At 59.1% G+C, this 22106-nt stretch carries 25 protein-coding genes; 9 read left to right on the top strand and 16 right to left on the bottom strand.

Annotated elements, in window-relative coordinates; all coding sequences use genetic code 11:
- Nucleotides 1-125: 125 nt before the first annotated feature.
- From CK500_RS16920 to CK500_RS14335, 11 genes are all read right to left on the bottom strand, one after another.
- Nucleotides 126-1343: a homing endonuclease associated repeat-containing protein gene (locus tag CK500_RS16920; protein WP_144049562.1), complete on the bottom strand. Its 1218-nt coding sequence runs from the start codon at nucleotides 1341-1343 to the stop codon at nucleotides 126-128.
- Nucleotides 1344-1525: 182 nt separating this feature from the next.
- Entirely contained in the window at nucleotides 1526-3196 is a 1671-nt protein-coding gene (locus tag CK500_RS14380; RefSeq protein WP_198951576.1) for a sensor histidine kinase, read from the bottom strand.
- 214 nt (nucleotides 3197-3410) lie between these two features.
- Nucleotides 3411-3632, bottom strand: coding sequence for a hypothetical protein (locus CK500_RS14375; RefSeq protein WP_054584772.1), 222 nt, complete (start codon nucleotides 3630-3632; stop codon nucleotides 3411-3413).
- 140 nt (nucleotides 3633-3772) lie between these two features.
- Nucleotides 3773-4084: a hypothetical protein gene (locus tag CK500_RS14370; RefSeq protein ID WP_095637918.1), complete on the bottom strand. Its 312-nt coding sequence runs from the start codon at nucleotides 4082-4084 to the stop codon at nucleotides 3773-3775.
- A 97-nt stretch (nucleotides 4085-4181) separates the two neighbouring features.
- The gene (locus CK500_RS14365; protein WP_095637993.1) at nucleotides 4182-5339 is read right to left on the bottom strand and encodes a hypothetical protein; all 1158 of its coding nucleotides are present in this window, start codon (nucleotides 5337-5339) and stop codon (nucleotides 4182-4184) included.
- Nucleotides 5340-5663: 324 nt separating this feature from the next.
- Complete coding sequence (locus tag CK500_RS17230; protein ID WP_158224046.1) at nucleotides 5664-6488, bottom strand: homing endonuclease associated repeat-containing protein; 825 nt, start codon at nucleotides 6486-6488, stop codon at nucleotides 5664-5666.
- Nucleotides 6489-6861: 373 nt separating this feature from the next.
- On the bottom strand, nucleotides 6862-7398 hold the full coding sequence (locus CK500_RS14350; protein ID WP_233139201.1) for a hypothetical protein: 537 nt from the start codon (nucleotides 7396-7398) through the stop codon (nucleotides 6862-6864).
- Complete coding sequence (locus CK500_RS14345; RefSeq protein ID WP_074879699.1) at nucleotides 7395-8060, bottom strand: hypothetical protein; 666 nt, start codon at nucleotides 8058-8060, stop codon at nucleotides 7395-7397. Before CK500_RS14345 ends, CK500_RS14350 begins: the two co-directional genes overlap by 4 nt.
- Complete coding sequence (locus CK500_RS17750) at nucleotides 8057-8188, bottom strand: hypothetical protein (RefSeq protein ID WP_008458061.1); 132 nt, start codon at nucleotides 8186-8188, stop codon at nucleotides 8057-8059. The genes CK500_RS14345 and CK500_RS17750 overlap by 4 nt, the downstream gene beginning before the upstream one ends.
- Nucleotides 8188-8805, bottom strand: coding sequence for a DUF6166 domain-containing protein (locus tag CK500_RS14340; RefSeq protein WP_095637915.1), 618 nt, complete (start codon nucleotides 8803-8805; stop codon nucleotides 8188-8190). The genes CK500_RS17750 and CK500_RS14340 overlap by 1 nt, the downstream gene beginning before the upstream one ends.
- Nucleotides 8802-9287 (bottom strand): HNH endonuclease signature motif containing protein, encoded by a 486-nt coding sequence (locus CK500_RS14335; RefSeq protein WP_095637991.1) that lies wholly within the window; start codon nucleotides 9285-9287, stop codon nucleotides 8802-8804. The genes CK500_RS14340 and CK500_RS14335 overlap by 4 nt, the downstream gene beginning before the upstream one ends.
- Before the next feature lie 1140 nt (nucleotides 9288-10427).
- Here CK500_RS14335 and CK500_RS14320 point away from each other — a divergent pair.
- Nucleotides 10428-11795: a restriction endonuclease gene (locus CK500_RS14320; protein WP_095637913.1), complete on the top strand. Its 1368-nt coding sequence runs from the start codon at nucleotides 10428-10430 to the stop codon at nucleotides 11793-11795.
- Nucleotides 11796-12145: 350 nt separating this feature from the next.
- The gene (locus CK500_RS14315) at nucleotides 12146-12487 is read left to right on the top strand and encodes a hypothetical protein (RefSeq protein ID WP_095637912.1); all 342 of its coding nucleotides are present in this window, start codon (nucleotides 12146-12148) and stop codon (nucleotides 12485-12487) included.
- 87 nt (nucleotides 12488-12574) lie between these two features.
- Here the strand turns inward: CK500_RS14315 and CK500_RS14310 are convergent, their stop codons facing one another.
- Together CK500_RS14310 and CK500_RS14305 are read right to left on the bottom strand one after the other, a co-directional pair.
- A complete protein-coding gene (locus CK500_RS14310) occupies nucleotides 12575-13147 on the bottom strand; it encodes a hypothetical protein (RefSeq protein ID WP_095637911.1) in 573 nt (190 codons plus the stop codon).
- 102 nt (nucleotides 13148-13249) lie between these two features.
- A complete protein-coding gene (locus CK500_RS14305; protein ID WP_095637910.1) occupies nucleotides 13250-13993 on the bottom strand; it encodes an Lrp/AsnC family transcriptional regulator in 744 nt (247 codons plus the stop codon).
- Between the two features lie 384 nt (nucleotides 13994-14377).
- Here CK500_RS14305 and CK500_RS14300 point away from each other — a divergent pair, with 384 nt between their 5' ends.
- From CK500_RS14300 to CK500_RS14270, 7 genes are all read left to right on the top strand, one after another.
- The gene (locus CK500_RS14300; RefSeq protein WP_233139200.1) at nucleotides 14378-14869 is read left to right on the top strand and encodes a zinc ribbon domain-containing protein; all 492 of its coding nucleotides are present in this window, start codon (nucleotides 14378-14380) and stop codon (nucleotides 14867-14869) included.
- Nucleotides 14870-14872: 3 nt separating this feature from the next.
- Complete coding sequence (locus CK500_RS14295; RefSeq protein WP_095637909.1) at nucleotides 14873-15292, top strand: universal stress protein; 420 nt, start codon at nucleotides 14873-14875, stop codon at nucleotides 15290-15292.
- A 60-nt stretch (nucleotides 15293-15352) separates the two neighbouring features.
- Nucleotides 15353-17692 carry an amino acid permease gene (locus CK500_RS14290; protein ID WP_095637908.1) on the top strand — a complete coding sequence of 780 codons (2340 nt, stop codon included), beginning with the start codon at nucleotides 15353-15355 and terminating at the stop codon, nucleotides 17690-17692.
- 5 nt (nucleotides 17693-17697) lie between these two features.
- Complete coding sequence (locus tag CK500_RS14285) at nucleotides 17698-18384, top strand: potassium channel family protein (protein WP_095637907.1); 687 nt, start codon at nucleotides 17698-17700, stop codon at nucleotides 18382-18384.
- A 60-nt stretch (nucleotides 18385-18444) separates the two neighbouring features.
- Nucleotides 18445-19995 (top strand): TrkH family potassium uptake protein, encoded by a 1551-nt coding sequence (locus CK500_RS14280; RefSeq protein WP_095637906.1) that lies wholly within the window; start codon nucleotides 18445-18447, stop codon nucleotides 19993-19995.
- A complete protein-coding gene (locus CK500_RS14275; protein ID WP_095637905.1) occupies nucleotides 19992-20195 on the top strand; it encodes a hypothetical protein in 204 nt (67 codons plus the stop codon). The genes CK500_RS14280 and CK500_RS14275 overlap by 4 nt, the downstream gene beginning before the upstream one ends.
- A 205-nt stretch (nucleotides 20196-20400) precedes the next feature.
- A complete protein-coding gene (locus CK500_RS14270) occupies nucleotides 20401-20619 on the top strand; it encodes a hypothetical protein (RefSeq protein ID WP_144049561.1) in 219 nt (72 codons plus the stop codon).
- Between the two features lie 43 nt (nucleotides 20620-20662).
- On the opposite strand, the gene CK500_RS14265 is transcribed toward CK500_RS14270, so the two are convergent.
- The 3 genes from CK500_RS14265 to CK500_RS14255 form a co-directional block, all read right to left on the bottom strand.
- Nucleotides 20663-21058 (bottom strand): DUF7567 family protein, encoded by a 396-nt coding sequence (locus CK500_RS14265; RefSeq protein ID WP_095637989.1) that lies wholly within the window; start codon nucleotides 21056-21058, stop codon nucleotides 20663-20665.
- A gap of 73 nt (nucleotides 21059-21131) precedes the next feature.
- Nucleotides 21132-21497, bottom strand: coding sequence for a DUF7568 family protein (locus CK500_RS14260; RefSeq protein WP_095637903.1), 366 nt, complete (start codon nucleotides 21495-21497; stop codon nucleotides 21132-21134).
- A 3-nt stretch (nucleotides 21498-21500) separates the two neighbouring features.
- Complete coding sequence (locus CK500_RS14255) at nucleotides 21501-21992, bottom strand: hypothetical protein (protein WP_095637988.1); 492 nt, start codon at nucleotides 21990-21992, stop codon at nucleotides 21501-21503.
- Nucleotides 21993-22106 lie beyond the last annotated feature (114 nt).

Raw genomic sequence — 22106 nt, 5'->3', positions numbered from 1 at the left:
GAGCTTTCGAAGGAGCCCTCGCCCTCTCTGAGGGCACGAAAAACAGGTCGCGAAGTCACGTCGGCGGGAGGTAGACGCTCTGTTCGCCGGCAGATACCTTTGTGCTGAACGTGGGACTTCGCTTGTTAGTCAACTACTGGTTGGACTGGCAGCCGTTCGAGTCGGCGATGGCACGGGATACAGAGAGTCAGCAGGTTACTCGGTACATCTGCATCGTCGACCGACTGGTCTGGGTCGTTGTAGAACCGGCGTCGAGGAATCCGGTGGTGAACCGGGAGATCACGACCGAATTTCTCGCGGTGAGCTTCACGGCCCATACCGCAGCGCAGGCAGGACTCGTTGTCACGGGTGATGATCTCCTCACGAATCTGTGGCCAGTTCGAGCCAAACGGAACTATCTCAGTATCTGACTGACGGTAGTTTTCTAGATAGTCCGGGTCGGCCGCTTGAAGGGCCGTTCGCCACGTTCCGAATTCACGCTGATACGGATCGATGGTAAACTTCCCGTGTTCGTTCATTTCCGTCGTTGTCGGTGGGTGGCCGAGCTCATTCGCAACAGCCCGCAGTTCGGCTAATAACTCCTCCCGTGGGATTCCCCACCGCTCATTCGGCTCGAAGCCGGCAGCTCGGAGAGCTTCATTCCACGAACCGAATCGCTCCTGATAGACTGCTGCACTCCATTTCCCTTGGTTTCGCATTTCATCCTTCCGAGGGACATGGCCTAGCTCTTCGGCGAGACGGTTGAGTTCGGATATCAGATCCTCCTCGCTCACATCCCATACGGAGTGGACTTCCAACTCAGCCTGTCGAAGAGCACGATTCCAGGTTCCAAACGCTCGCTTGTACGAATCCGAGGTGTAGGGGCCACTCCGGTCCATTTCATCTGTTGTGGGCGGTCGACCCAGTTTCTCAGCGAACCCCTGTAAGGCAGTAATGAGTCTCTCTTCGGAGAGGTTCATTTCAACGTTCGGCTCAAAATCGGCCGCCCGTAGTGCTGCATTCCACCCTCCAAATCGCTTGCAGTATGTCTTCACCGAATACTTTCCGTGAGCACTGTATTCACGCTCTGACGGGGTTCCTCCCACGATGTCGGCAACCGATTTGAGATCAGTAAGGAGGTCCTTTTCGGACGTCGATGGTCGTCCGTCTGGATCATTCGTTCCGGTTTGAAGTCCGGCAGCCACGAGTGCGTTATTCCAGGACTCGAACCGATTCCCGTACGTCTTCGAAGCATGAGGTCCTGAATCGTCCATCTCACTCTGCGATGGGGGACGACCGAGTTCCTCAGCGAACTTCTGGAGCCGATTGAGGAGTTCATCGTCTGAGTACAGCTTCTTGCCCATGATTTCTGAGGGGATTGAGTCACTCAGTTTGGTCCCGACTCGGTATTTGAATGTCCGCACTCACTCATTCCGGATATTGATCGGAACGGCGACTCAAGGGGCGATCCTCGCGAGTCGTATGGCAGCCACCCCCACTTTTTGGAAGCGACGTCTCGCCGACTAGGATATCCTGAAATTCAGTACTAAGACGTCTTATTCGACGGTTTATGGATAGGCAGTTCGACGACGAAGACTGAACCAGTTGGGTCGTTGTCCTCGATCCACACGTCACCACCGAATTGGTCCGTCAGGAGATGGACGAGATATAGACCAATCCCCGATCCTGGACTGTCCAATCCTTTCTCCCCTTTCCCGAAGATTTGTTCTTTCTGTTGGTCAGGAATGCCAGGTCCATTATCTGCAATCCGGTACCGGACAGTCTCTGAGTTCTCTTCACAGGAGACGGTGATCTCAGGGGTCTCTTTGTCGTTGTGTCGGACCGCATTCTCGAGGATATTCCGGAAAACCGAAGAAAGCATCTCGTTTGCCTGTACCGACACGTCGCAGAGTTCACCCGATACGTGAAACTGCGCGTTCGGGAACGAATCACGTACTGCAGCGAGCTCAGCGTCAAGAAGTGGCTGAAGCTGGATTTCTTCTAATTCAGCTGTTCCTTCTTCTGAGAGTGATTCAACGAACTCACGTGCGACCTCTGTGAACTGAATTACGTGCCGGGACTTCTGTAACACTCGGTCCAGAGCGTCTTCCCCATCTTCATCGATATGGTCTTTGAGGATCTCGGCCCATCCGAGAATCACGGTCATATCGTTCCGGATGTCGTGTCGAACCACGCGATTTAAGGCCTCGAGTTGTTCGGTTTTCTCTTCGAGTCGCTGTCGATATGACTCGCGTTCAGTTACGTCGGTAACCGTCACTAATTGGCCGGTCGTTACCTCACCTGCTAAGAATGGCGTGCTCGACACGTCATAATACCGTGTTTCACCTTCCTGCGTAATTGTCAGGATATCTTGTTTGGTGAGATGATCTGCGAGTGCGGTATTCACAGCCTCAAGCGGCTCGCCAAAGGAATCCTCAAGGGTTGGAAACAGTTTGCGAGCCGCTTGATTGTAATCCTGAATCCGGGTTTCTTGGTCGAGGAAGATTGCGGGTTTCTCTGACTCCCCGGTTAATCGGATTGCCTCAAACCGTTGTCTGTAGAAGAAGAGCGTTCCAACGGCGAAGAGGGCGACGCCAGGCGGCTCATACATTAATGGGAGCAGCCAGTCGACCTGGCCGCCAATAATCGTTGCAACAGCTGGGAGGCCTGAGAGTCCAACGAGCACGACGAGCGGACGGCTGTCACTCCCAGTATGATGGAACCGCTCCATCAGTACGAAGAATCCGACAGCGATGGCGGCATATGATAACCCCAAGACGATCCAGTAGAGCAGTTCGTGATGGATCATGAGGTGCGGGAATGGTTCTGTGACCCATTCCGTCGTAAAGTAGAGATTGTGGAGTGGATTCGTGACTTTGAGAGCGGTGAAAAAGAGAAACGTCCCGAGAATGAGGTTTCGGAATGGGGCGTGTCGAGGTGGCCGACTGGTATATGCAGCACAAAAGTAGAGCCAGGCCCCAACGGCGACGAACGCAAAGATGAAGCCAAATATATAGAAAGCAAGTTTCCCGGCACGTGTCGGTGCGAGAAGATAGCCAATGTACCCTCCAGACCACAGAGCAACGGAACCGAGGAAGACGATCAGTCCTTCACGTGTCTCCGGATGCTGTATCTTCCGTGCTTGTGGAATAGTCGCCACACAGGCAATCGCAGATAGTGCGAAAATTACGACGTGACCTAGAAGGAGGGGATTCATTATCCAGGTAAAGGGTTGTTCTCGGGATATTAAATAACGGTTTGGAACAGCCCTCATTCAGGGGGATATCGGGCTTCTTCCGGCCACTAGGCATTCCTTCTCTCGGTCGATTCCCAGAGTTGGCGTCCAACTCATAAGGCTCCAACAGTACTGGTACAGCGGATTAACCAACAATAGGGAAACCCACGCGGAATGTGTTGGTTAAGAACAGAACTTACTCTTCGTCCTCACGTAGCTCTTCGGCCTTCCACTTGAGCCGGCGCAGAATTTGCGTTCGATTCTGGTGGGCGTTCTCGTAGGCAACGCACTCCTGGAGGGTTTCCATATCCGGAATCGTCGCGATCCCTGCCTTGATCAGGCGCGTGTTCGGTGCTTCAAGCCGCTTTTCAGGCGGAAATTCGTCTGACGCCTCTGAGTCGTCTGTAGAAGTACCCATAACGGATGCCTCCGCCTATCGAGGGCACGAGCAACAGCAGAGAATTGAAGCAGTAGATCTTGGGAAGGTGCAGCCTCTGCGAATGGGACCATCAAAATAGAGGCCCGCCACGACAGGATTCGTGCTGTCTCGAAGCCCAGTCAGGCTTCCGAGGATTCGAGCAAAACGAGGTTCTGAACAGGGTATGGGTTATTCTCGCCGGCGAACTCGTCCTCAGGGACGTAATGCCAGAGGTGGCCGTCTACCTGGTAGAGAAACGACTCGCCGCCTTCTGCTTCAACTCGTACTCGCTTCCCGACATTATCGCCTTCTTCCCAGCCGATCACCGTCAACGGCTCGACGGGCCATTCAAAGAATTTGACCGAGTCACCAGGCTCCAACTCTTCAAAGGTCTCTATATCCCCTTGCTGTGGCTCTCGCGCGTCGAGAGTCGGATGATGATCAATAGACATGGTCTCTGGGTACGCCCCTACCCACTTAATACTGCCAGCAGTGGATTCCAGCCGCTAGAGCGGAAGCACGCCTGGCGAATCTTCTCTCCGACTGCTCTTAGCCCATCGCCTCTTGGAACCGCTCGCGCAGCGCGTCCTCGCGTTCTTCGAACTGCTCGACTTTCTCCTGCAGGTCGTCGCTGACCCGTTCGATGCTCGCCAGCGCTCGTTCGCCGGCCAGTGAGGCCTGTGACCCGTCGTCCCCGTCCGCCTCTAGCTGCTGCTCGTAGGCCTGCTCGACGCGCTCGATCGTGCCTTCCGGGTTGAACAGAATGTCGTTGGCGATGCGGACGTACTGATCGAGGGATGCCCCCTCTTTCCCTTGGAAGAAGTGGGTGAGGGCGTACGTCGCGCCGGAATGCAGCGTCCACATATCGATCTCGAAGGGGGACGCCGTATTGGCTTCTGCATCGCCGGCGGCACGCTTGGCCAGGTAGTCCGGGAAGCCCAGCAGGGTGTAGAACTCCGTGACGGTGAACGGGAGCTCCGAGAAGTCGAGGTCGATGTCCTGAGCATCTCGGATGAACCCGAAGAGGTCGTCGGCGACGAGTTCGACCTGTGCGAGGAGTTCCTCCCACCAGGTCCGGAAGTTCCGCACGTCGCCGACGTGTTTGATGACCTCCTTGTCGGTGAGCGAGCGCATCGTGTTCGAGCAGTAGCCGTCCTGGGCGAACCCCTCCACGTAGACGGCGTGCTCGCCGAAGAAGTCGTAGCCCGACGTGACGCCCATCGTGATCGGGTCCGACCGACCGGGAAGACGCACCTCGAGGCCATCGAACATGATGTCCATATGGACCTCGCCGCCGCCCCGGTAGCGCCGGATCTCGCCGAACATCACCTCGCCCAGCGGCGTCCCGTCGATGGTTTCCTCGCGGAGGACCTCCTCCAGCGGCCCGTAGACGTCGACCGGGTTGATGATCGAGTACGAGTCAGTCGGGATGTGAAATAGCGACTCCACCTCGGTGTCCCCATCCGCTTCTGCTTGTAACCGCGAGGGCTCGACGATTGCGTTGAACCGCTCCGTTTCGACCCACTCATCGCTGTACGGGTTGCGATATGCGACCGCTGTATCGACAGCCTGTGGGAGGTTTCGAATCGCCTTACTGAAACTGATTGGTTCGGAACCTCCGTGTTGCTCGGCGTACCACTCGGGTAGTTCAGTCTCGGTTCGCCCATCGAGGCCTGTGAAGACCGTAGCTTCCTCTGGGTCTTTCATAGCATCCTCCGAAGGCGCGAACGTTCTGATCTGCGCCTCCACCCATTGAGGCGCAAAAAACGACGCTACGACTGTCGACACTCGTGAGCTTGGATTCGCTCTGGAAGCCCGACTTTTCCACAGAGCGGACACTCGACGAGTGGTGACGGCGGAAGATTCCGATACGTAGCAAGGGCTCCTCGGAGGTGGGTTTTCGTTTCCGGCGACTCGGCGCTTGCGAGGGCACTAGTGAGGTGCCACCGGAGCCGTTCTCTGTTCGTGAGACCGTCTGTATTGGGCGTCGGGATAGACTCGTCCGTCTCTCGCATTTGAATCACGAGGGGGTTACCCCTCATCCCCTCGTAGGGCGAGAGCAACACCGTCCGGCCCACCTCGCTCTGGTGGTTGTGTGGCATCGACAATTGTATCCAATCGCTGCGGGGCGACGGCTTCCCAGATGAGATGATGCTTCGAACAAACCGTCACGAGATTCGAGACTCGATTCGCCTGTTCGTGGTCAAACTGCCCGTCGGGGCCGACAAAGAACTTCCGCGGAACCAAGTGGTGGACAGAGATGTCCTTCCCAACCTGCTCTTGATGATCCGCTTGAGTCATCTCACACCACGGCGTCTGGCACTGGAAGTCATCACGTTCCAATGCTTGCCGCCGTTGCTCCGGCCAATTTGGCCCGTACGGGATCTTTGAACGTTCTTGATAGGACCGTGGTTGTGAGAAGCCGGCTTCGGTGAGTGCCTCTTCCCACCCGCCAAACCGGTGGTCATACGTCCATCTGTGATACTCCCCAATCCGATCCATCTCCCCGCTCGATGGCGGGCGACCGAGTTGCTCCGCAAGGCGGTCAATCTCATCCAACAGGTCCGTATCGGTGAGTCGGAATTTCCGATTTGGAGCGTAGCCAGCCTCACGAAGCGCCTCGTTCCAACTCCCGAATTTGTTCTGGCAGACGCGCTGGGAGTATTCTCCGTGCTCGCTCATCTCCTTTGCTGTCGGCGGTTTTCCTAATTTGCCTGCGACACGCCGAATATCGTCGAGAATTACGTCTGCGTCCGTTACGATCTGGTCGCGACGATGGACAGCGGTTACGTGGCCACCCAACTCGTTGGAGGTCGCAAATGCCTCGCCACAGTAGTCACAGATATGGTCGGTCAAAGCTCCGTCACCTCCCTCCGCGGTTCCCCCGTAATGGGTTATAAACTCTCGACCCGCTGAGCGACTGCGGAAGATCACGAACCGCCTCAGCGAAGGTCACGGGGTCTGCATTCCCGTGACGCTCTCGGTACCACTCGGGTAGTTCGGTGTCGGTACGTCCATCGACGCCAGCGAAGATGGTTCTGGACTCTGGATCTTTCATCTCAGTCACCTCACTTCAGGAATCCTCGTCGACGTGCGACTGCATCGTCTCGCGCCCTGCGCCCCTCTCCCGGGCGCAAAAACAACACCACGTTAACCAACGCCCGTCTCTGAATGGCGGGGAGTGTTGGTTAATCCAGATCCAGTCCACGGCTCGGATCAGATGTCGGAACTACTCAGATTCGTCTCTCCGTACCCGGACCTGCTCAGGATTTGGAACCCAGGGGTGTGCTTCCCAGCAATGCCGAGCGTGACTATGCGGTGAGTCGAACTCTCTACTACAGGATCCACACTCGTAGGTGGCATCGGGCCACGGCTCGCTGACGAACATCGCTGTCACCGTCGTCGCCACCGGCTCGGGGGCCTCGCTCCGCGTAACGTACCTGTAGCCGAGAACCGTCCGTTGCCCCATCGCTGTTCGGGCGATCTCGGTTGGCTTGTCCTCGGGGAGATACACCCAGCGAACGAAGTCGTCGACCGATTTCTTGGCTGAGGGCTGGAGGATGAACCATCGCTCGTGGTCATCTCGGAACAGGTAGCGTTCGGTCCCCCTGTTTTGGAGGTATATTGGGTCACCCCTGCCCGGGACGAGCCGTAGTCCGAGCGACGGCGATACCGGTTTCAACAGCTGGTCGACGACCGATGGGTCGTCATCTGTCCGGCTGTCCGAATCAGCCTCCGCTACGAATTCATCGAGACTGGCATTCACGGGGACCACCTCCCGAGTGAGGCCTGTTCTCGGTCGGACTCAGCTGGAACTTCGCAGAGAAACCGCCACTTTGGCTGCTCTCGGATCTGCTTATCGGGGCGATTTCCCGCTTGGCCGGGGTCCGTTTTACCGGCACAGTGCCAGCCCTTGTCTCTGAGCGCTTTGATCATCGAGCCGTCGAAGTCGGCTCGCACGAACGTCAGCAGGAGCCGAACGCCTCGTCGCCGACCGTGCCGACGCACGAATCGTTCCATCGACCGGGCGAGGGCGGCAGAGGCGAGATTGGGGAAATCGACGCCGATGCAAATCCGTGCTGCCTCAACGATTTCGTCGCCCTCGAATCGCGTCCCGTCGTACTCCAGCGAGCGAATCAGCGGATAGCGCCACGTAATCGCACCTAGTAGCTGGTCCTGGTAACAGAGTCCGTGATGGACGAGATTCGTCCGGGGGACATCGTCCATATAGGAGTGATGTGCTTCGTAGATCGCGCCGGCGACATGGCGCGGGATCGATTCGATATGGACGCGCTCTGCGAACCGCAAACCGAGCGGCGCCGTGACCGGCTGCCCCTCCCGATGGATGGGACACGAGCACCCCTCGGGGGTAGGCGTATACTGGAAGCCGGTACTCCGTATTTGGTCTAGAGAGTGAGTTTCGGTCACGAGTCGGTGTCGTCGGTGCGCTCCTGTCGGTCGTTGTATCGCTCCAGTTCACGCCCGATTTTCTCGAGCGCCTCGACACCACGTTCGAGGAGCTGATGGGTGGCTCGCGCCAGTCGAAGCGTCTCCATCAGTGCTCCCCCTCCGGGGGTTCGATGAGGTCGTTGCTCTCTTCGGCGAGTTCTTGGATTACCCGTTCCACGTCGGCCTCCTCAACAACCGTCCGATGCGCGAGCGGAGCAGGATATGCACGGTCGCCCTGGCTGCAGAGCACGACCAGCCACTCGTCGCTTCCATCCCCGAGTACGATGTAGTGGTCGCGATCAGCGCGCTGGAAGACCCGCCGGTCCGGGCGAGAGACGGCTCGCCAGTTCTCGGGGAGCGTCGGTGACGGCCGTCCGCCGTCCGCGAGCGCGACGACGTCGTCGGTAAGGGTCGCCATCGCGGTGTCGATCTCCTCGCCGGTGAGGTGCCAGCACGCCGCGGCACCGTCGCACTCCAGTTGTGAGACCACCTGATTCCGGAACGCGATGTAGTGCTCACGGGCGACCTGTTCATCGTCGTAGTAGTCGAGGAGGAGCGCGCACGCGAGCTGGGCGGGCCCGCTACCTCGATACCCGACCTCGAAGCCCCTCGGACTGTGGTTGACGAGCTTGAGACTGCGGTCGGGGGTGAGTTCTGTGTCCTCGGGACGGCGAGTGACAACGAGCTCTCCTCGTCGATGTCGGCCGACATACGCCGTCGTCATTTGAATCGCCCCCGTTCGTCCCGCTCGCGATCGGACACGTCCCACTCGTGGTCTGTTGGTTTAATCTCGGACCCGAAGCCGTGTCGTTCGGCGTGTTCGGTCCGACTGAGGAGTTCGAGATTCTCCGGCCTGTTGTCCCACCGGACGCCATTCTTGTGATGAACGTGCTTGTCTGCGACATCGTCGAACCCGCGCTCTGCGACCATTACGAGCCGGTGAATCCCGACGGAATCTGTGGTTCCACGATAGTTCGAGGCGCAGATGATGTAGCCACGGTCGGTGAACACGGCGGGATGCCGTCGCCGGTTCGGGGCCGCCTCGCGTGCGTCTCGACGAGGAATGTCGAACTTCTGCATCCACTTCGAGACCGTCTGTTGTGTACAGCCCAGTTTGTCCGCGATCTCTACAGTGCTAAACTTCTGTTCCCAGTAGAGTTCATAGAGGTGCGATTCGTCTCGCCAGGGGTACTGTGAGTCGGTCATGGCTCGGTTATGGGGAGTGAATTCCCCCGCACCCCTCTCGGGGGCAACAAACACTACCGACCGGAATCGCATTTGAATTCCAGACCGATAAATAGCCTACAGGAAGCGGGAAACAGCTCGATGACCTACCAACGTACTACGGGATTTCTATCAGTTCGTAGAATAGTTCTGCGAGTCGTGCTGAATTCAGAGGTTGTATGCAGCAGTTGGTCGCCATTTGTTTCTACCTATCATCGACGAAACAGCCGTTGGGTAGGTATGCGGACTAACTGAGTATAGTAGTTTTCCTTCAGTTAGGAAAGCGATGATTACTGCCGGTTTAATCCGTTGTCAACACGTACCATTACGTGATGTTCCTAACAACCTGGTTCCAAAGCAGTCCACCGTCAGCGACCGAGAAGGTTGCAAAACTCCGCCTTCACCTCCGTCACCGTTCCCTCCAAGAATTGGAACAGCGCAACATCGTTGAATACGACGGTGACGACGATCTGGTTAAGGAGGGCCTTCGATTCAGGGAAAAGTGGGAGGATTTCCAAGAATAATCCCGCCGAACGCGGTAGCGGGCCTCACCGTGCCGGGTCAACGGGCGTCGGTTGGAGCAGTCTGCCGTCAGTACCCGACTTCGATAGACTGGTGTTCTGTATTTAGCGATTCCTTCCAGCAGTTTCAGCGGTAATGACGTGACCGATTCACGCTATATATCAGCCGCCCCCTTCTGACAGATATTGGGCAAATCAGGTCTTGGACTGTCGCAGCGCACTTCTATACTTACCGATCACCCGGTCCAGCGGGGAACTATTTTAGAATCCCGTCTCACGTCAGTCGTTTTGATCGGCCTCTCTGGCTGTGGTTGACGAGGTCCAGACTGCGCTCGAGGGAGAGTCGCCGATGCTCCGAGAGGTTCAGCACGACGGCTTGGCCGTCGACGCGGAAGCCGACGTACTCGACTGCGTCTCGGTGAGACTGACCGGGCGATGCGACTGGAACCGATTCCGAACTTGCTACAGGTACATTCCCGTTCATCGTTGCTCGCGGGCGGTTCGGTGACCCCCGCACCCCTCTCTGGGGTTCAACAAACAGGACGGCGTAGCGTTCGGCAACGTATTTGGCAGTTGCAACGTACTGTCCACATAATTGAGGATGGCTGTACTGGACGATCTCTCGGGGTTCGAGTTCGAAGACGTGATGGAGGACGTGTTCCGGAACCTCGGCTACGAGAACGTCCGCCAGGCCGACCGCACGGCTGACGAGGGTCGCGACGTCATCATGGAGGAGGTCGTCGACGGCACCCGGCGTGCGATCATCGTCGAGTGCAAGCACACGGGTACGGTCGGCCGGCCGGTCGTTCAGAAGCTCCACTCAGCGATCGCGACGTTCGACTTCGACGGCCCCAAACGCGGGATGGTCGTCACGACCGGCCGGTTCACGAATCCCGCCCAGGAGTACGCCGACCGCCTCCAGCAGAACGACGATCCCCATCCAATCGAGCTGCTCGACGGTGAGGACCTCCGGGAGATCGCCGACGAGATCGGCCTCGACCTCTACAACGGTCGCATCGAGATTCTCTGCGACGAAACGCTCCGCCCGTACGACCCGGCTGCTGACGTCGACACACCCGTCGAAGAGGCGTTCCGCGATATCGAGAACATCGAGGCTGCCGACCTCCCAGACCCACACTCATCGGTGACGTTCCGCCCAGTGGTCGCGGTCACCGCGGACACGAACGCCGTCTTCGAGACGTCGGTGGGCGTCATCCACCGGATCAACGACCGATCGCGATTCGTCGCCCACGCCGAACGCGGGCAGCCGCAGGTCGTCGACGAAGACGTCGCGACGCTGGTCACTGAGAACCTTCACGCGACGGTCGACCTCGACGCCGAGCAGTTCGGAGAGGTGTTCGACGACGTCGAGGAGCGTAGGTTCGGCCAGACGCAAACGGAGTACAAGGACTGGGCCGTCGAGCGACTCCAGCAGCACCACACGACGACGGTGACCTACACGGGCGACAACAACGTCACGTACAACAAGACCTGTGAGCCGAACCGCTCGGACATCTCTGTCCAGTCGATCGAACCAGTGTACCTCCCGGAAGTTCGGCACACTACCGACGTCCAGGAGTACACCTACCCCTACGAGTACTACGCGGCAGGCCCGTCGAGAGTGACCGCCGAGGACGGCATCCATCAGTGCGTCCACTGTGACACGAGTGGCGTCACCGAGACGTACACCTACTGTCCGAACTGCGGGGCCATCGCCTGCTCCAGCCACACCAAAACGGAGCGGCTGGAAGGTGAGCCGATCTGTACGGGCTGTGCGGTGACGGAACGGTTCGCGCTGAAGACGAAGTACTTCTACGACGAGGAGAACCTCGAGGCGTTCCGCGAGGAGTACGCCGCGATGCCGATCCACGAGAAGGTGATGGAGAATAAGCTCCTCACTGCTGGTGGGGTAGTAGTTACGGCAGTTCTACTACTGCTTGGCATCCTCGCACTTGTTGGTGTAATCTGAGTATCGAGGTGTCGAATTGGTTACCGCTCGGCCCAGGTCCGACGGTATTCAATAAAGTCTCGAGGATGTTGATGATCTCTCGCCCACTCTTTTGCTTCGCCGGGTGAGCCACACCGCTCAGCGGTTTCGCAGAGGGTACATTTCGCTGTTATACGAATCACCATCACAGGATTCTCCGTTTCCGGCGGCTCATCCACGTAATCCATATTGGACCAATCGGACTTATCGATTAAAACGGGTATCGTTCTCTGATGTCCTGGCCTTGGTCTGTTCTGAGCGTAAACACCTCGTTCTGATACGACCCTTCGTTCCCCCTGTCCATTTTATCGAACAACGACTATTCTATAGGTATGCCTTCCAAGCCGGTCGGAGATGAGTGGACCGTCGAGTGGATGACGCCCAAGCCGAACAGCGATGGATTCCTCGATAACTTGGTGCTGAGACCGGAACAAGCAGCTGAATACGGGGACGACCTCGTAATGGCTCTACGTGTGGACGGTGAAATACTTCGAGAGCGGGGATTAGACCCTAAAGAACCGTTTGGCTGGAAAATCGAAAACGGCGAGCTACTGATGAAACAAATTCCCCGTCAAGCGTTTGAATGGGCCGCGGAAAGTGACCGAGAGGATTCACTCTATGCACAGCAGGTATTGGATTCTCGAGCTCGACGGCGGATTCGCAACTCTCAGTAGCAATCTGCAAATCATTCGTTCCGAAGAATCCTATATTGGGCGCGCCTTCTCTTCAGAACTCGAACCTTGTGAGTGTCGAATTAGCGACTAACTTGGTTGAGCTAGTAGTTCGTCGACGGCGGCCGAGAGCAGTCCTTCAAACTGCCAGCTGGCCCGATCGAAGGCTTCCTCGGTCGGACCATCCCAGCGCGGGAAGGCGGAGTGACCACTCACCTTGACAGTCCACTCGGACGGTTCCTCGAACGGATTCCGTGTCGGGAGTTCGACGACGTAGAGGTGCTCTTCGTCGCCGTGAATGCCGTCGGCCGGATTTTCGACACCATGTCCGAGCAGGAACATCGGCTGGTCGAGGTGCTCCATATTGTCCGGGTCGAGGAGATCCGAGGGTTGGTCAGCGTGGATGCTCCGGTCACGCCCTTCATCCACGTAGAGGGTCATCGTCGAGAGCGTGTCGAGGAACAGGAACTGGGCAGCGGCGTACGCAGGCCCGCGCTCTGTTCGTGTCTCGTCGAGCAGCTGCTTCAGCTGGTCCAGGTCATGGAGGACGCTATCGGGATAGCCGTCCGAGTGGCGGTAGATTTGTGCGATGCGGTCGGGTGCGGACTGTTCGCCTGCGGTCTCGCTCCGTTGGATGAATCGGAGTTGACTTCGTGTCGACATCGATCACCGCCAACGCGGGTGCGCCGGCACCCATCGCCGGCGCCAGAAAAACAGTCACTGACGCGAACCATCGAGCCCGTTCGCGAACCCTCAGCTCCTGTCTTAGTCGCCAGTGAAGGCTTCGAGTGTCTCTTCAGTTACTCCTGAGCGTGAATGGATCGTGACGAAATCGTCCTCCTTGATCAACGTCTCTCCCGTTGGGGTGATGGTCCCCTCGTCACGGTTGATTCGGACGACAAGCACATCAGAGGGGATGAGCTCCTCTTCGTTCGCTTCCTGGAGCGTTTTCCCGGCGATTGGAGCCTCCTCTCTCACGATGATTTCGACGACATCGGCGTCGCCCGCAAGCCCCGCGACGCCGGTCACTGGTGAGGCTCCTTCTTCGTCGCGGGGCCCGAATGGGGCGTACGGGCGGAAGTATTCTCTGTGAACTAGGTCCTCGTCGTCGATCTCGATTCCGAGTGACGTGATTCCTTGCGCAATACGCGTGAGGTCATCGGTATCCGTCCCGACGACCGTAATCCGGAGGTCACCTTTTCCGGACATGATCTCTCGAACGTTGATCACGCCTGGGATATCGAGAACGCGTTGGGCCATCTCCTCGCGATCCCGATTTCCTGTACTACAGACGTAGTGATTGGTTAGCCGCCCACCGACCTTTTGATAATCGATGTCGGCGTGGTAGCCTCGAATCACCCCTTCTTTCTCGAGGCGTCGGATCCGGTTTCGCACCGTCGGTGCCGAGACGTCGACTTTCTCTGCGATATCCGGGGCAGAGGTGTGACGGGCCTCCTGGGACAGATAATACAGGATTTGCTCGTCGACTGAATCGATTTGAACGGGCATATTTATACAGCGCGATTGACTCCACAGGCTCTTTTATATTACCGTTACGTGACTGTTTGAGTTCTCGGTGGACGTTCTTATTGCGCCCCTCTTTATCTTCCCTCAAAACACGAAAATTCTGTGGGAGAGGCCCTAAGGACGCTATCGAACGAATAAAAAACAAACTACGTAGATACTACGCTATCGTTTGCTAATACCGAGATTATTTATTGGTTCGCAATATGGCTTCGTATATGACTTCAGAGACCACCTTCACCGCGCCAGCAACCAGTGTGAATTCGCTGAGTGATTCGGGGAAGCGAACGGTCCGTCGGAATCCCTGTCGGAGATTCGGATTCAAACGGTCTCCGTCGGGTCCCTCGACTGAATGGGCACGCAAATCGGATGACTTCGCAGCTCCCTCCAGACGGAGGTAAGACGATGGGGAACTCGAATGGAGAGCCCACGCCACCGGACGATCTCTCCGAGGCGTTGATTCAGCGGATCGACGCGCTGGAGCTCCCGGAATTGAAATCCCTTCTGTCGTACGTCGAGCAGCGCATCGACGCGCTACGAACGCCGATCGAAGACGAAATCGAGGCGAACGCGGCAGGGGAGGTCCTCGACATCGAGAATCACGGTGCATACGCCATCGTCCGAAAGCACCCACCTGATCCGGATGATGACGGCGTGAATACGGAGATCACCTCTCTCTATCACGTCCGACGGGAGCCACAGTTCGACGGCACGGAATCGCTACACTGGGCGTATCTCGGGGACGTCCACAATAACGCGCAGACCCGGTGTGAAACCTGCGGACGAACGCTCGACGACGATGTCGATACTTGCCCGCATTGTGGCAGCGACGATGTCGACCATTCTGACACGGAGGAATAAGATATGCCAGAGTCACTCACAGCGCATCTCGTCGTTCCGGTTGCGAACGAAGCGGATGCACGAGAAACCGCACGGGCACTTGACGCGTTCGAATATGACCGCGTAACTGTCGTTCACGTCATCGAGAAAGGCGAGGGAGTTCCCGACAAGATTCCCGTCGAACAGGCCGAGCAACGGGCAGCGGACGCGTTCGCGGCGTTTCGAGAGCTCATCCCCGAGGCCGAGTCGGAAACCGCCTACCGTCGGGACGTGGTCGGCGCCATCATCGACGTCGCGGCTGATGTCGACGCCAGCGCAATCGCCTTCCGCCCCCGAGGCGGGAGCCGGATCGTTAAATTCCTGTCCGGAGACACAGCGTTGAAGCTGGTCACCGACGCTGACCGCCCAGTCATCGCACTCCCAGACGAGGACGATACGGAATGATGGTCGATACAGCACGCGTTCTCACGCCCGGAGCGACGGCCACGACGGAGGTGACTGTCGATGAGTGAAACCGATCAGGAGCTTGCCCGCGACCTCGGTTTCCTCGAGGCGTACACGATCGGCCTGGGAACGATGATCGGAGCGGGGATTTTCGTCCTCCCGAGCATCGCTGCCCAGCAAGCAGGTCCGGCCAGTATGATTTCGTTTTTCGCCGGTGGGATCGTGTCGTTATTAGCGGCGCTCTCCCTTTCGGAGCTGGCGACGGGGATGCCGAAGGCCGGCGGCAGCTACTACTACGTCAACCGCGCCCTCGGGCCGTTCTTCGGGAGTATCGTCGGCTGGGGTATGTGGGCCGGACTCACCTTCGCGTCGGCGTTCTACATGATTGGCTTCGGTCAGTATCTTCTGCCCGGCCTCGGCCAGTATATTGGCTTCCTCGCTGGCTGGGGGCAGCTCGGAATTTCTGTTGCTGCCCTCGTAATGGCGGCGCTCCTGACCGCGGTCAACTACTACGGCGTCAAGGAGACTGGTTCACTGCAGAACGTCATCGTCCTCACGCTCGTCGGCCTCATCGTCGCGTTCCTCGCGCTGGGCTTCATCAGTGGCCCGACCATCGGGGAGTTCAACCCTAACGGGTGGCCGGCGGTCGCGGCGACCATCGGGACGGTGTACGTGACGTTCATCGGGTTTGAGGTAATCGCGACCAGCGCCGAGGAGATCAAGAACCCGAGTCGAAACCTTCCGCTGGCGATGATCGCGTCGGTGGTGACGCCGACGCTGATGTACGTCGGTGTGATGTTCGTCTCGACGGGCACCCTGTCGATAGACGCACTCGCGACCTCCGAGGTCCCGGTTGCCGACGTTGCAACCGAATTCATGGGGTCGATAGGCGCGCTCGCGATGATTGTCGGTGCGGTCCTCGCGACAGTCTCGAGTGCGAACGCGAGCATCCTGTCGGCCGCCCGGGTCAACTTCGCGATGGGCCGAGACCGGATTCTCGTCAACTGGCTCAATGAAGTCCACGAACGCTTCCGAACGCCCTACCGGGCGATCTCGGCGACGGGGATTATCACGCTCGTCCTGATTGCCATCGGCGTCGGGATCGGGACGCTCGCCGAGGTGGCGAGTTTCATGTACCTCGTCACGTACGCCCTCGTGCACGTCACTGTGGTCGTGTTGCGCCGGGCGAATCCGGATGCGTACGACCCGGCGTTCCAGATACCGTCGGTCCTGTATCCAGTCGTCCCGGTTCTCGGAATGCTGTCGTGTTTGGCCGTCCTCTTTCAGATGACGGTCGAGTTTGCCCCGACTGTCGTCACGTTCGGGCCGGTCGAACTCGCCCTGCCCGTTACGCCGACACCGGTCGGTGCGATCGGGACGATACTCGTCGCCTTCGGCATCGCCTGGTACTACCTCTACGCGCGGGACCGAGCCCTGAGCGAGAGTCTGGTCGGCGAGGCGATTGCGCCCGAACCGACGGCGGTCGCCAACGGTGACGACCGCTACCGTGTGGTGGTTCCGGTTGCGAATCCGGAGACGGAGCAAGACTTGCTCCGGATGGCCGCGGCCAGCGCGCATGCCCACGAAGACGAGAACGCCGAGGTCATCGCCGTGAACGTCATCGAAGTTCCCCGCCAGACGTCGCTCTCGCAGGACCTCGAATTCGAAGAGGAGCGGGTCGAACGGCAGCAGGAACTGCTGGACTCCGCCCGCGATATCGCCGCCGATCTCGATATCGGCCTGCAGACGCGGGCGATCGCCGGTCGCAATGCCGGCTCGGTCATCTTGGACGTCATCGAGGAGGAAAACGCGGATCACGTCCTCCTCGGCTGGCAAGGAACTCGAAGTCGACGAGAGCACGTCCTCGGATCCACAATCGATCCCGTCATCGGACGCGCACCCTGTGATGCGACGCTCGTGAAACTCGGCTCCGAAGGTGAGCGTGGTGAGGGTGACATCATGGTTCTCGCAGGAGAGGGGCCACACGCGCCGATTGCGGCCCGGCGAGCGGCGGAGTTCGTCGCAGCGGCCGATGACGCCTCGCTGACGCTGCTCAACGTACAGTCGCCGGAAACCGATACTGACGATGAGGGCTCCCCCACCGAGCGCGGTGAAGCGGTAATCGAGGAGCTAGCTGAACGCGCAGGAATCCAATACATGTCGTACGAGACCGAGATCAGAGTTGCTGAGGATACTGAACAGACGATTCTCGACGCTGCAGAGGAATACGATACGATCTGCGTTGGGGCGACTCGCTCCGGCGCGATTTCACAGGCAGTGTTCGGGTCGCTCCCGGAGACGATCGGCGAAGAAGTAGACAAGACGGTCGTGATGGCCCGCGGCCCGGAGGAGTCGGCGATGTCGGTCCGTGAAGCGCTCTTGCGGCGACTGGAGGTGTAACCTACATGTACCTCATCATCATTGGCGCCGGCGACATCGGCACGCCACTCATCGATATTGCGACCAAGTCCGGGAACGATGTCGTCGTCATCGAGCGCGACGAGACCAGAGCGAATCGAGCGGCCGACGAGTTCGACTGTCTGGTGCTGAACGCCGATGCGACGTCGAAGGACACCCTGGATGATGCCGGCGCTGGCCAGGCCGATGCGCTCATTTCGACGACTGACCAGGACGCGACGAACGTGATGACCTGCCTACTGGCGAGGGAATTCGAGGTACCCGCGATTCTCTCCGTTGTTCATAATCCCGAGCACATGGGGCTGTTCGATCAGATCGGCGTGAACACGATGCAGAACCCCCAGCAACTCATCGCCGAGTACCTGTACCGTGCCGTGGCACGGCCGGCGATTGTCGACTATATGCGGATCGGGGATGATGCTGAAGTGTTCGAGATCACGGTCACTGACGAGGCACCGATCGCGGGAAAGACGCTCAAGGAAGCTGCCCAATCGGGGCTGCTCACCGACGAGATGCTCGTCGTGGCTATCGAACGGGACGAAAATGACCATCCGATTACCCCGCGCGGTGAGACCACGATTCAGGCGGGCGATCTGCTAACCGTCTACTCCGGCGTCGGTGCTGATCCGGAGATTACGGACATCTTTGGCCACTATGAGGACAAGGAGGAGTGAGGTGTCTATGATTTCGTCTTGGCACCGCGCGCGTCAGCTACCAGTCACCACAGGGAACGCATGAACGGGGCTGTTGCGACAGTCGGGCGGGACCTCGGACGCATCCTGGAAGCGCTCGGTGGGTTGATGCTCATCTCGCTCGTCGTGCCGATCGTCTGGGGCGAGTACTTCGCGCTCCCGGCGCTACTGGTCTCCGCCCTCGTTCCGCTCGGCATCGGGTGGGTGCTCTACCGACGATTCGAGGGGGCGGAAGCTCCCGGTCGGTTCCACGGGATGATCGTTGCCGCGTCGGGGTGGTTCTCGGTGGGCATCTTCGGCTCGCTGCCGTTCCTCCTGATTGCGTGGAGCGTCCAACTCGGCGTGCCGGGATTCTCGACGCCGGCGCAGACGGCGACGCTCGCGGCGTTCACCGAGCCGTTGAACGCCATCTTCGAGAGTATGAGCGGCTTCACCGGGACAGGCCTCACGATGACCGACAACGAGGAGGTGCTGCCGAGGACGCTGCAGTGGTGGCGGACGTTCTCCGAATGGGTTGGGGGCGTCGGCGTGATCGTCCTGACGACGGCGATTCTCTCGCGCCCCGGAAGCGGCTCGTTGACGCTCTACGAGAGTGAGGCTCGCTCGAAGAAGATCCACCCGAGCATCGTCTCAACGGTGCGGACGATCTGGTGGATCTTCATCCTGTTCACGTTCGGGTCGATCCTCGCCCTGTGGCTGGCAGGGATGCCAATCTGGGGGGCGATCAACCACGGGATGACCGGACTTGCGACAGGCGGGTTCTCGATTACGGACAACTCGATTGCGACCTACGACAGCGTCGCAATTGACTTCGTATTGATTCCGATCATGCTACTCGGGAGCATCGCGTTCCCGGTCCATTACCTCATCCTCCAGGGTGACCTCCGGAACTTCTACTCGGATCTCCAGACGCGCTGGGTGTTCGGCTATATGGGCATCGGATCGGCGTTGTTGTGGGGGTTCCTCTACTTCGTCGGCCCCTACGAGACGCCGTTTGCGGCCCTGCGGTACGGCCTGTTCCAGTTCGTCTCGGCGGCGACCTGTACGGGCTTCCAGACGGCCGTCGACGCGACGAACATCGCGCTCGGCCGGTGGCCGTCGTACGCCCAACTCACGGTCACCTTCGGAATGTTCGTCGGCGGGGCAGCGGGATCGACGGCGGGCGGTATCAAGCTTATTCGGGGCCTGACGCTCGTGAAGGGGATTCGCCACCAGATCGCGGACGTGTTCTACCCCGAGAGTGCAGTGCGTCGGCTGGAAATCAACAATCGGCGACTCAACGAGGAAGAGGCGAGTCGCGAATTTATGGAGGCCGCAATCATCGTCGTCCTCTGGAGTACGTTCCTCGTTTTGGGGACGTTCCTCCTGTTACTCACACTGCCGTCGGGGGAGTATTCGCTCGCAAACGTCCTCTTCGAGGTCGCGAGCGCCCAGGGGAACGTGGGCCTTTCGTCGGGGATTACCGGTCCTGACTCGCTGCCCACCATCGGGAAAATCGCGTTCCTCTTCCACATGTGGATCGGCCGGCTGGAGATCATCCCGGTCCTCGTGATGCTCCGAACGATCTTCAAGCGCGGAGGGGTCTACCGATGAAATCGCGTGACATCCCTGTTGTGTCTGCCGTGTTGGAGGCAGGGGCCGACGACCGGGTTTTCGACTCGCTACTGCTCACCGGGCCGCTCGTCATCGGGCTGATCGTCGTTCTCGGGCGGTCGCTCGTCACCGAGGCAGTCGCGATAGCCTATATCGCCGCATTCGTCGGGTACACGCTGTATCGAGGCGTTCGAACATAATCTCCAGTATGGGATGTCAACCGAGATTCCACCGAAATCGAGGCGCGCTCGATTAGCGGGGTTCCTCGAGCGATGGTTCCGCTGGGGCGCCATCTGGGGAACTCGGGGGATGCTCATTAGCGCGGTCCCTTTCTTAGGGTACATCGTAATTGGCGGTGTTCTGACCCTCGTCGAGAGCCGATGGGCACCAGAGAATTTCCTCTCGATGACGGCCGATCCCGGATTCGTGCTGACTGGGACGCTCGTCTGCCTGTTCATCGTCGAGGCTACGGCGTCGTTCATCCTGTACTATTTGCTCACAGGATTTGAAAACGAACGGTCGCAGTTTGTCCTCTTGATGAGCTACATCGGGCTCGGGTTCGGTGGGGCCGCCCTACGAGTGTTTATCCCGTCCTGTATTGCGTTTCTGACGAGCTGGCTCTGACCCAGTGCTTCGGGGATTTCTACCTTTTCGATCCCTGAGGAGATCAGGCCAGATGAGAGATTTCCTCGGGTTCCTTGACGTCGTCGAACTCTCCACGCTCCACAGGTTCCCAGTCCTCACCTGGCTCCGGACTCCACCAGTCGACGTCGTAGGCGCCCGGTGCGCCGAGGATCTTCACGCGGGCCGACCCATCAGGCAGGTCGCGGCGTAGTTTCTCGTCGACGTGGAGGTTCCAGGTCGTGGTAGAATCGAAGCAGGCGAGCACGGCCTCCTCGTAGCCGCGTGTCTCTCGGGATTCCTGGAGTTCGACCTGGGTGTTGCAGTTCTTGCAGAACACCCCCTCGAACGGGATGTGAGTGAAGACCTCCTGCCCGCAGACGGGACACCAGAGGAACTCGAACAGTGCCTCGCTGTGTCGGTCAAGTACTTCGAGACTCATTGGTTGACTCACCCGGTCGTACCGGGCCACCACCTCGTGCCCGGCCGAAAAACAGCGCCCACCGCTCACTCACTCACCGCTCGGCGCCGTAGACGATGCGTGAGGGGGCTTCGTACCCACAGTCGGGGCAGTCGTACCATCGCTGGATTTTCGCCCCGTCTGCTGCCTTCTCGCCGACGCGAACGTCGTTGTTCGGACACTCCGGGCAGCTGAGGTCCGGGGCCGGCCGCTCCCGGAGTTCGTCACGGAACGACGTCGCGTCCTTCGTCTCGTACCCCCGCGCCCAGACCGGGTAGCCGTCGACGATAATCACCCCGCGCCACGTGTACCGGTAGGAATCCGGCGCTCGATGCAGGACGGCTCGCGCACCGGTCTCGGTGTTCCGATACACGAGTGTCGGCGAGCGGCTCTCGCGTCGCCAGTTGGTGATGGGAGGCATTATTCAGAAGTGGACGTCAGCGGGTACGATCCAGAGCTCTTCACTCTCCTCGAGGAGTCGGTCCAGTTGTCCACGGTGGCGAATGCCGGTTCCGTGTTCGGTGTACAGGAAGATCGTCGGGCCGTCGTACGCACCTACCTTGTGGAAGGCGTGCCGGGCGAGGTCCTCGTCGCGCATGATCTCCTCGTCGGAGAGCTCCTCGATGGCCTCTTTCACCCGGTCGAGATTACGCTCGAATTCCTCCTTCGTCGCCTCCCAGCCACGCTCGAGCAGGTCTTCGCCGTCATCGGAGTCGACGGGGGCTGCCGTCGGCAACTCCCCCCATCGTGCCTTCCCCGCAACGGACGTGTCCTCCTCATCGAACGTGACGTAGTAGTCGAAGACGGCGCCGGCGTGTGGGTCCGCGCCGACCAGGCGGTCGAACACCGTCTTTCCGGTGGCCAGCGCGTCGTCGTGCGTCGATGCCTCTACCAGTGCGTAAATCACCATGTGCATCTCGAACACCTCGAAACGCCGACGCACCGGGAATCGTTGCTCGCTCCAGCTGCGCCGGCACCCATCGCCGGCGCTCGAAAAACTCTCCTCGTGACGGCGGATTCTTAGGATTCC

Source organism: Halorubrum salipaludis (assembly GCF_002286985.1).
GTDB classification, from domain to species: domain Archaea; phylum Halobacteriota; class Halobacteria; order Halobacteriales; family Haloferacaceae; genus Halorubrum; species Halorubrum salipaludis.
This window is presented reverse-complemented; position numbering and strand designations above follow the sequence as displayed.

Coding starts and splice junctions, on each gene's coding strand:
- CK500_RS16920 (WP_144049562.1), bottom strand. CDS start 1,343: ATGGGCAAGAAGCTGTACTCAGACGATGAACTCCTCAATCGGCTCCAG.
- CK500_RS14380 (WP_198951576.1), bottom strand. CDS start 3,196: ATGAATCCCCTCCTTCTAGGTCACGTCGTAATTTTCGCACTATCTGCG.
- CK500_RS14375 (WP_054584772.1), bottom strand. CDS start 3,632: ATGGGTACTTCTACAGACGACTCAGAGGCGTCAGACGAATTTCCGCCT.
- CK500_RS14370 (WP_095637918.1), bottom strand. CDS start 4,084: ATGTCTATTGATCATCATCCGACTCTCGACGCGCGAGAGCCACAGCAA.
- CK500_RS14365 (WP_095637993.1), bottom strand. CDS start 5,339: ATGAAAGACCCAGAGGAAGCTACGGTCTTCACAGGCCTCGATGGGCGA.
- CK500_RS17750 (WP_008458061.1), bottom strand. CDS start 8,188: ATGGAGACGCTTCGACTGGCGCGAGCCACCCATCAGCTCCTCGAACGT.
- CK500_RS14340 (WP_095637915.1), bottom strand. CDS start 8,805: ATGACGACGGCGTATGTCGGCCGACATCGACGAGGAGAGCTCGTTGTC.
- CK500_RS14335 (WP_095637991.1), bottom strand. CDS start 9,287: ATGACCGACTCACAGTACCCCTGGCGAGACGAATCGCACCTCTATGAA.
- CK500_RS14320 (WP_095637913.1), top strand. CDS start 10,428: ATGGCTGTACTGGACGATCTCTCGGGGTTCGAGTTCGAAGACGTGATG.
- CK500_RS14315 (WP_095637912.1), top strand. CDS start 12,146: ATGCCTTCCAAGCCGGTCGGAGATGAGTGGACCGTCGAGTGGATGACG.
- CK500_RS14310 (WP_095637911.1), bottom strand. CDS start 13,147: ATGTCGACACGAAGTCAACTCCGATTCATCCAACGGAGCGAGACCGCA.
- CK500_RS14305 (WP_095637910.1), bottom strand. CDS start 13,993: ATGCCCGTTCAAATCGATTCAGTCGACGAGCAAATCCTGTATTATCTG.
- CK500_RS14300 (WP_233139200.1), top strand. CDS start 14,378: ATGACTTCGCAGCTCCCTCCAGACGGAGGTAAGACGATGGGGAACTCG.
- CK500_RS14295 (WP_095637909.1), top strand. CDS start 14,873: ATGCCAGAGTCACTCACAGCGCATCTCGTCGTTCCGGTTGCGAACGAA.
- CK500_RS14290 (WP_095637908.1), top strand. CDS start 15,353: ATGAGTGAAACCGATCAGGAGCTTGCCCGCGACCTCGGTTTCCTCGAG.
- CK500_RS14285 (WP_095637907.1), top strand. CDS start 17,698: ATGTACCTCATCATCATTGGCGCCGGCGACATCGGCACGCCACTCATC.
- CK500_RS14280 (WP_095637906.1), top strand. CDS start 18,445: ATGAACGGGGCTGTTGCGACAGTCGGGCGGGACCTCGGACGCATCCTG.
- CK500_RS14275 (WP_095637905.1), top strand. CDS start 19,992: ATGAAATCGCGTGACATCCCTGTTGTGTCTGCCGTGTTGGAGGCAGGG.
- CK500_RS14270 (WP_144049561.1), top strand. CDS start 20,401: ATGACGGCCGATCCCGGATTCGTGCTGACTGGGACGCTCGTCTGCCTG.
- CK500_RS14265 (WP_095637989.1), bottom strand. CDS start 21,058: ATGAGTCTCGAAGTACTTGACCGACACAGCGAGGCACTGTTCGAGTTC.
- CK500_RS14260 (WP_095637903.1), bottom strand. CDS start 21,497: ATGCCTCCCATCACCAACTGGCGACGCGAGAGCCGCTCGCCGACACTC.
- CK500_RS14255 (WP_095637988.1), bottom strand. CDS start 21,992: ATGCACATGGTGATTTACGCACTGGTAGAGGCATCGACGCACGACGAC.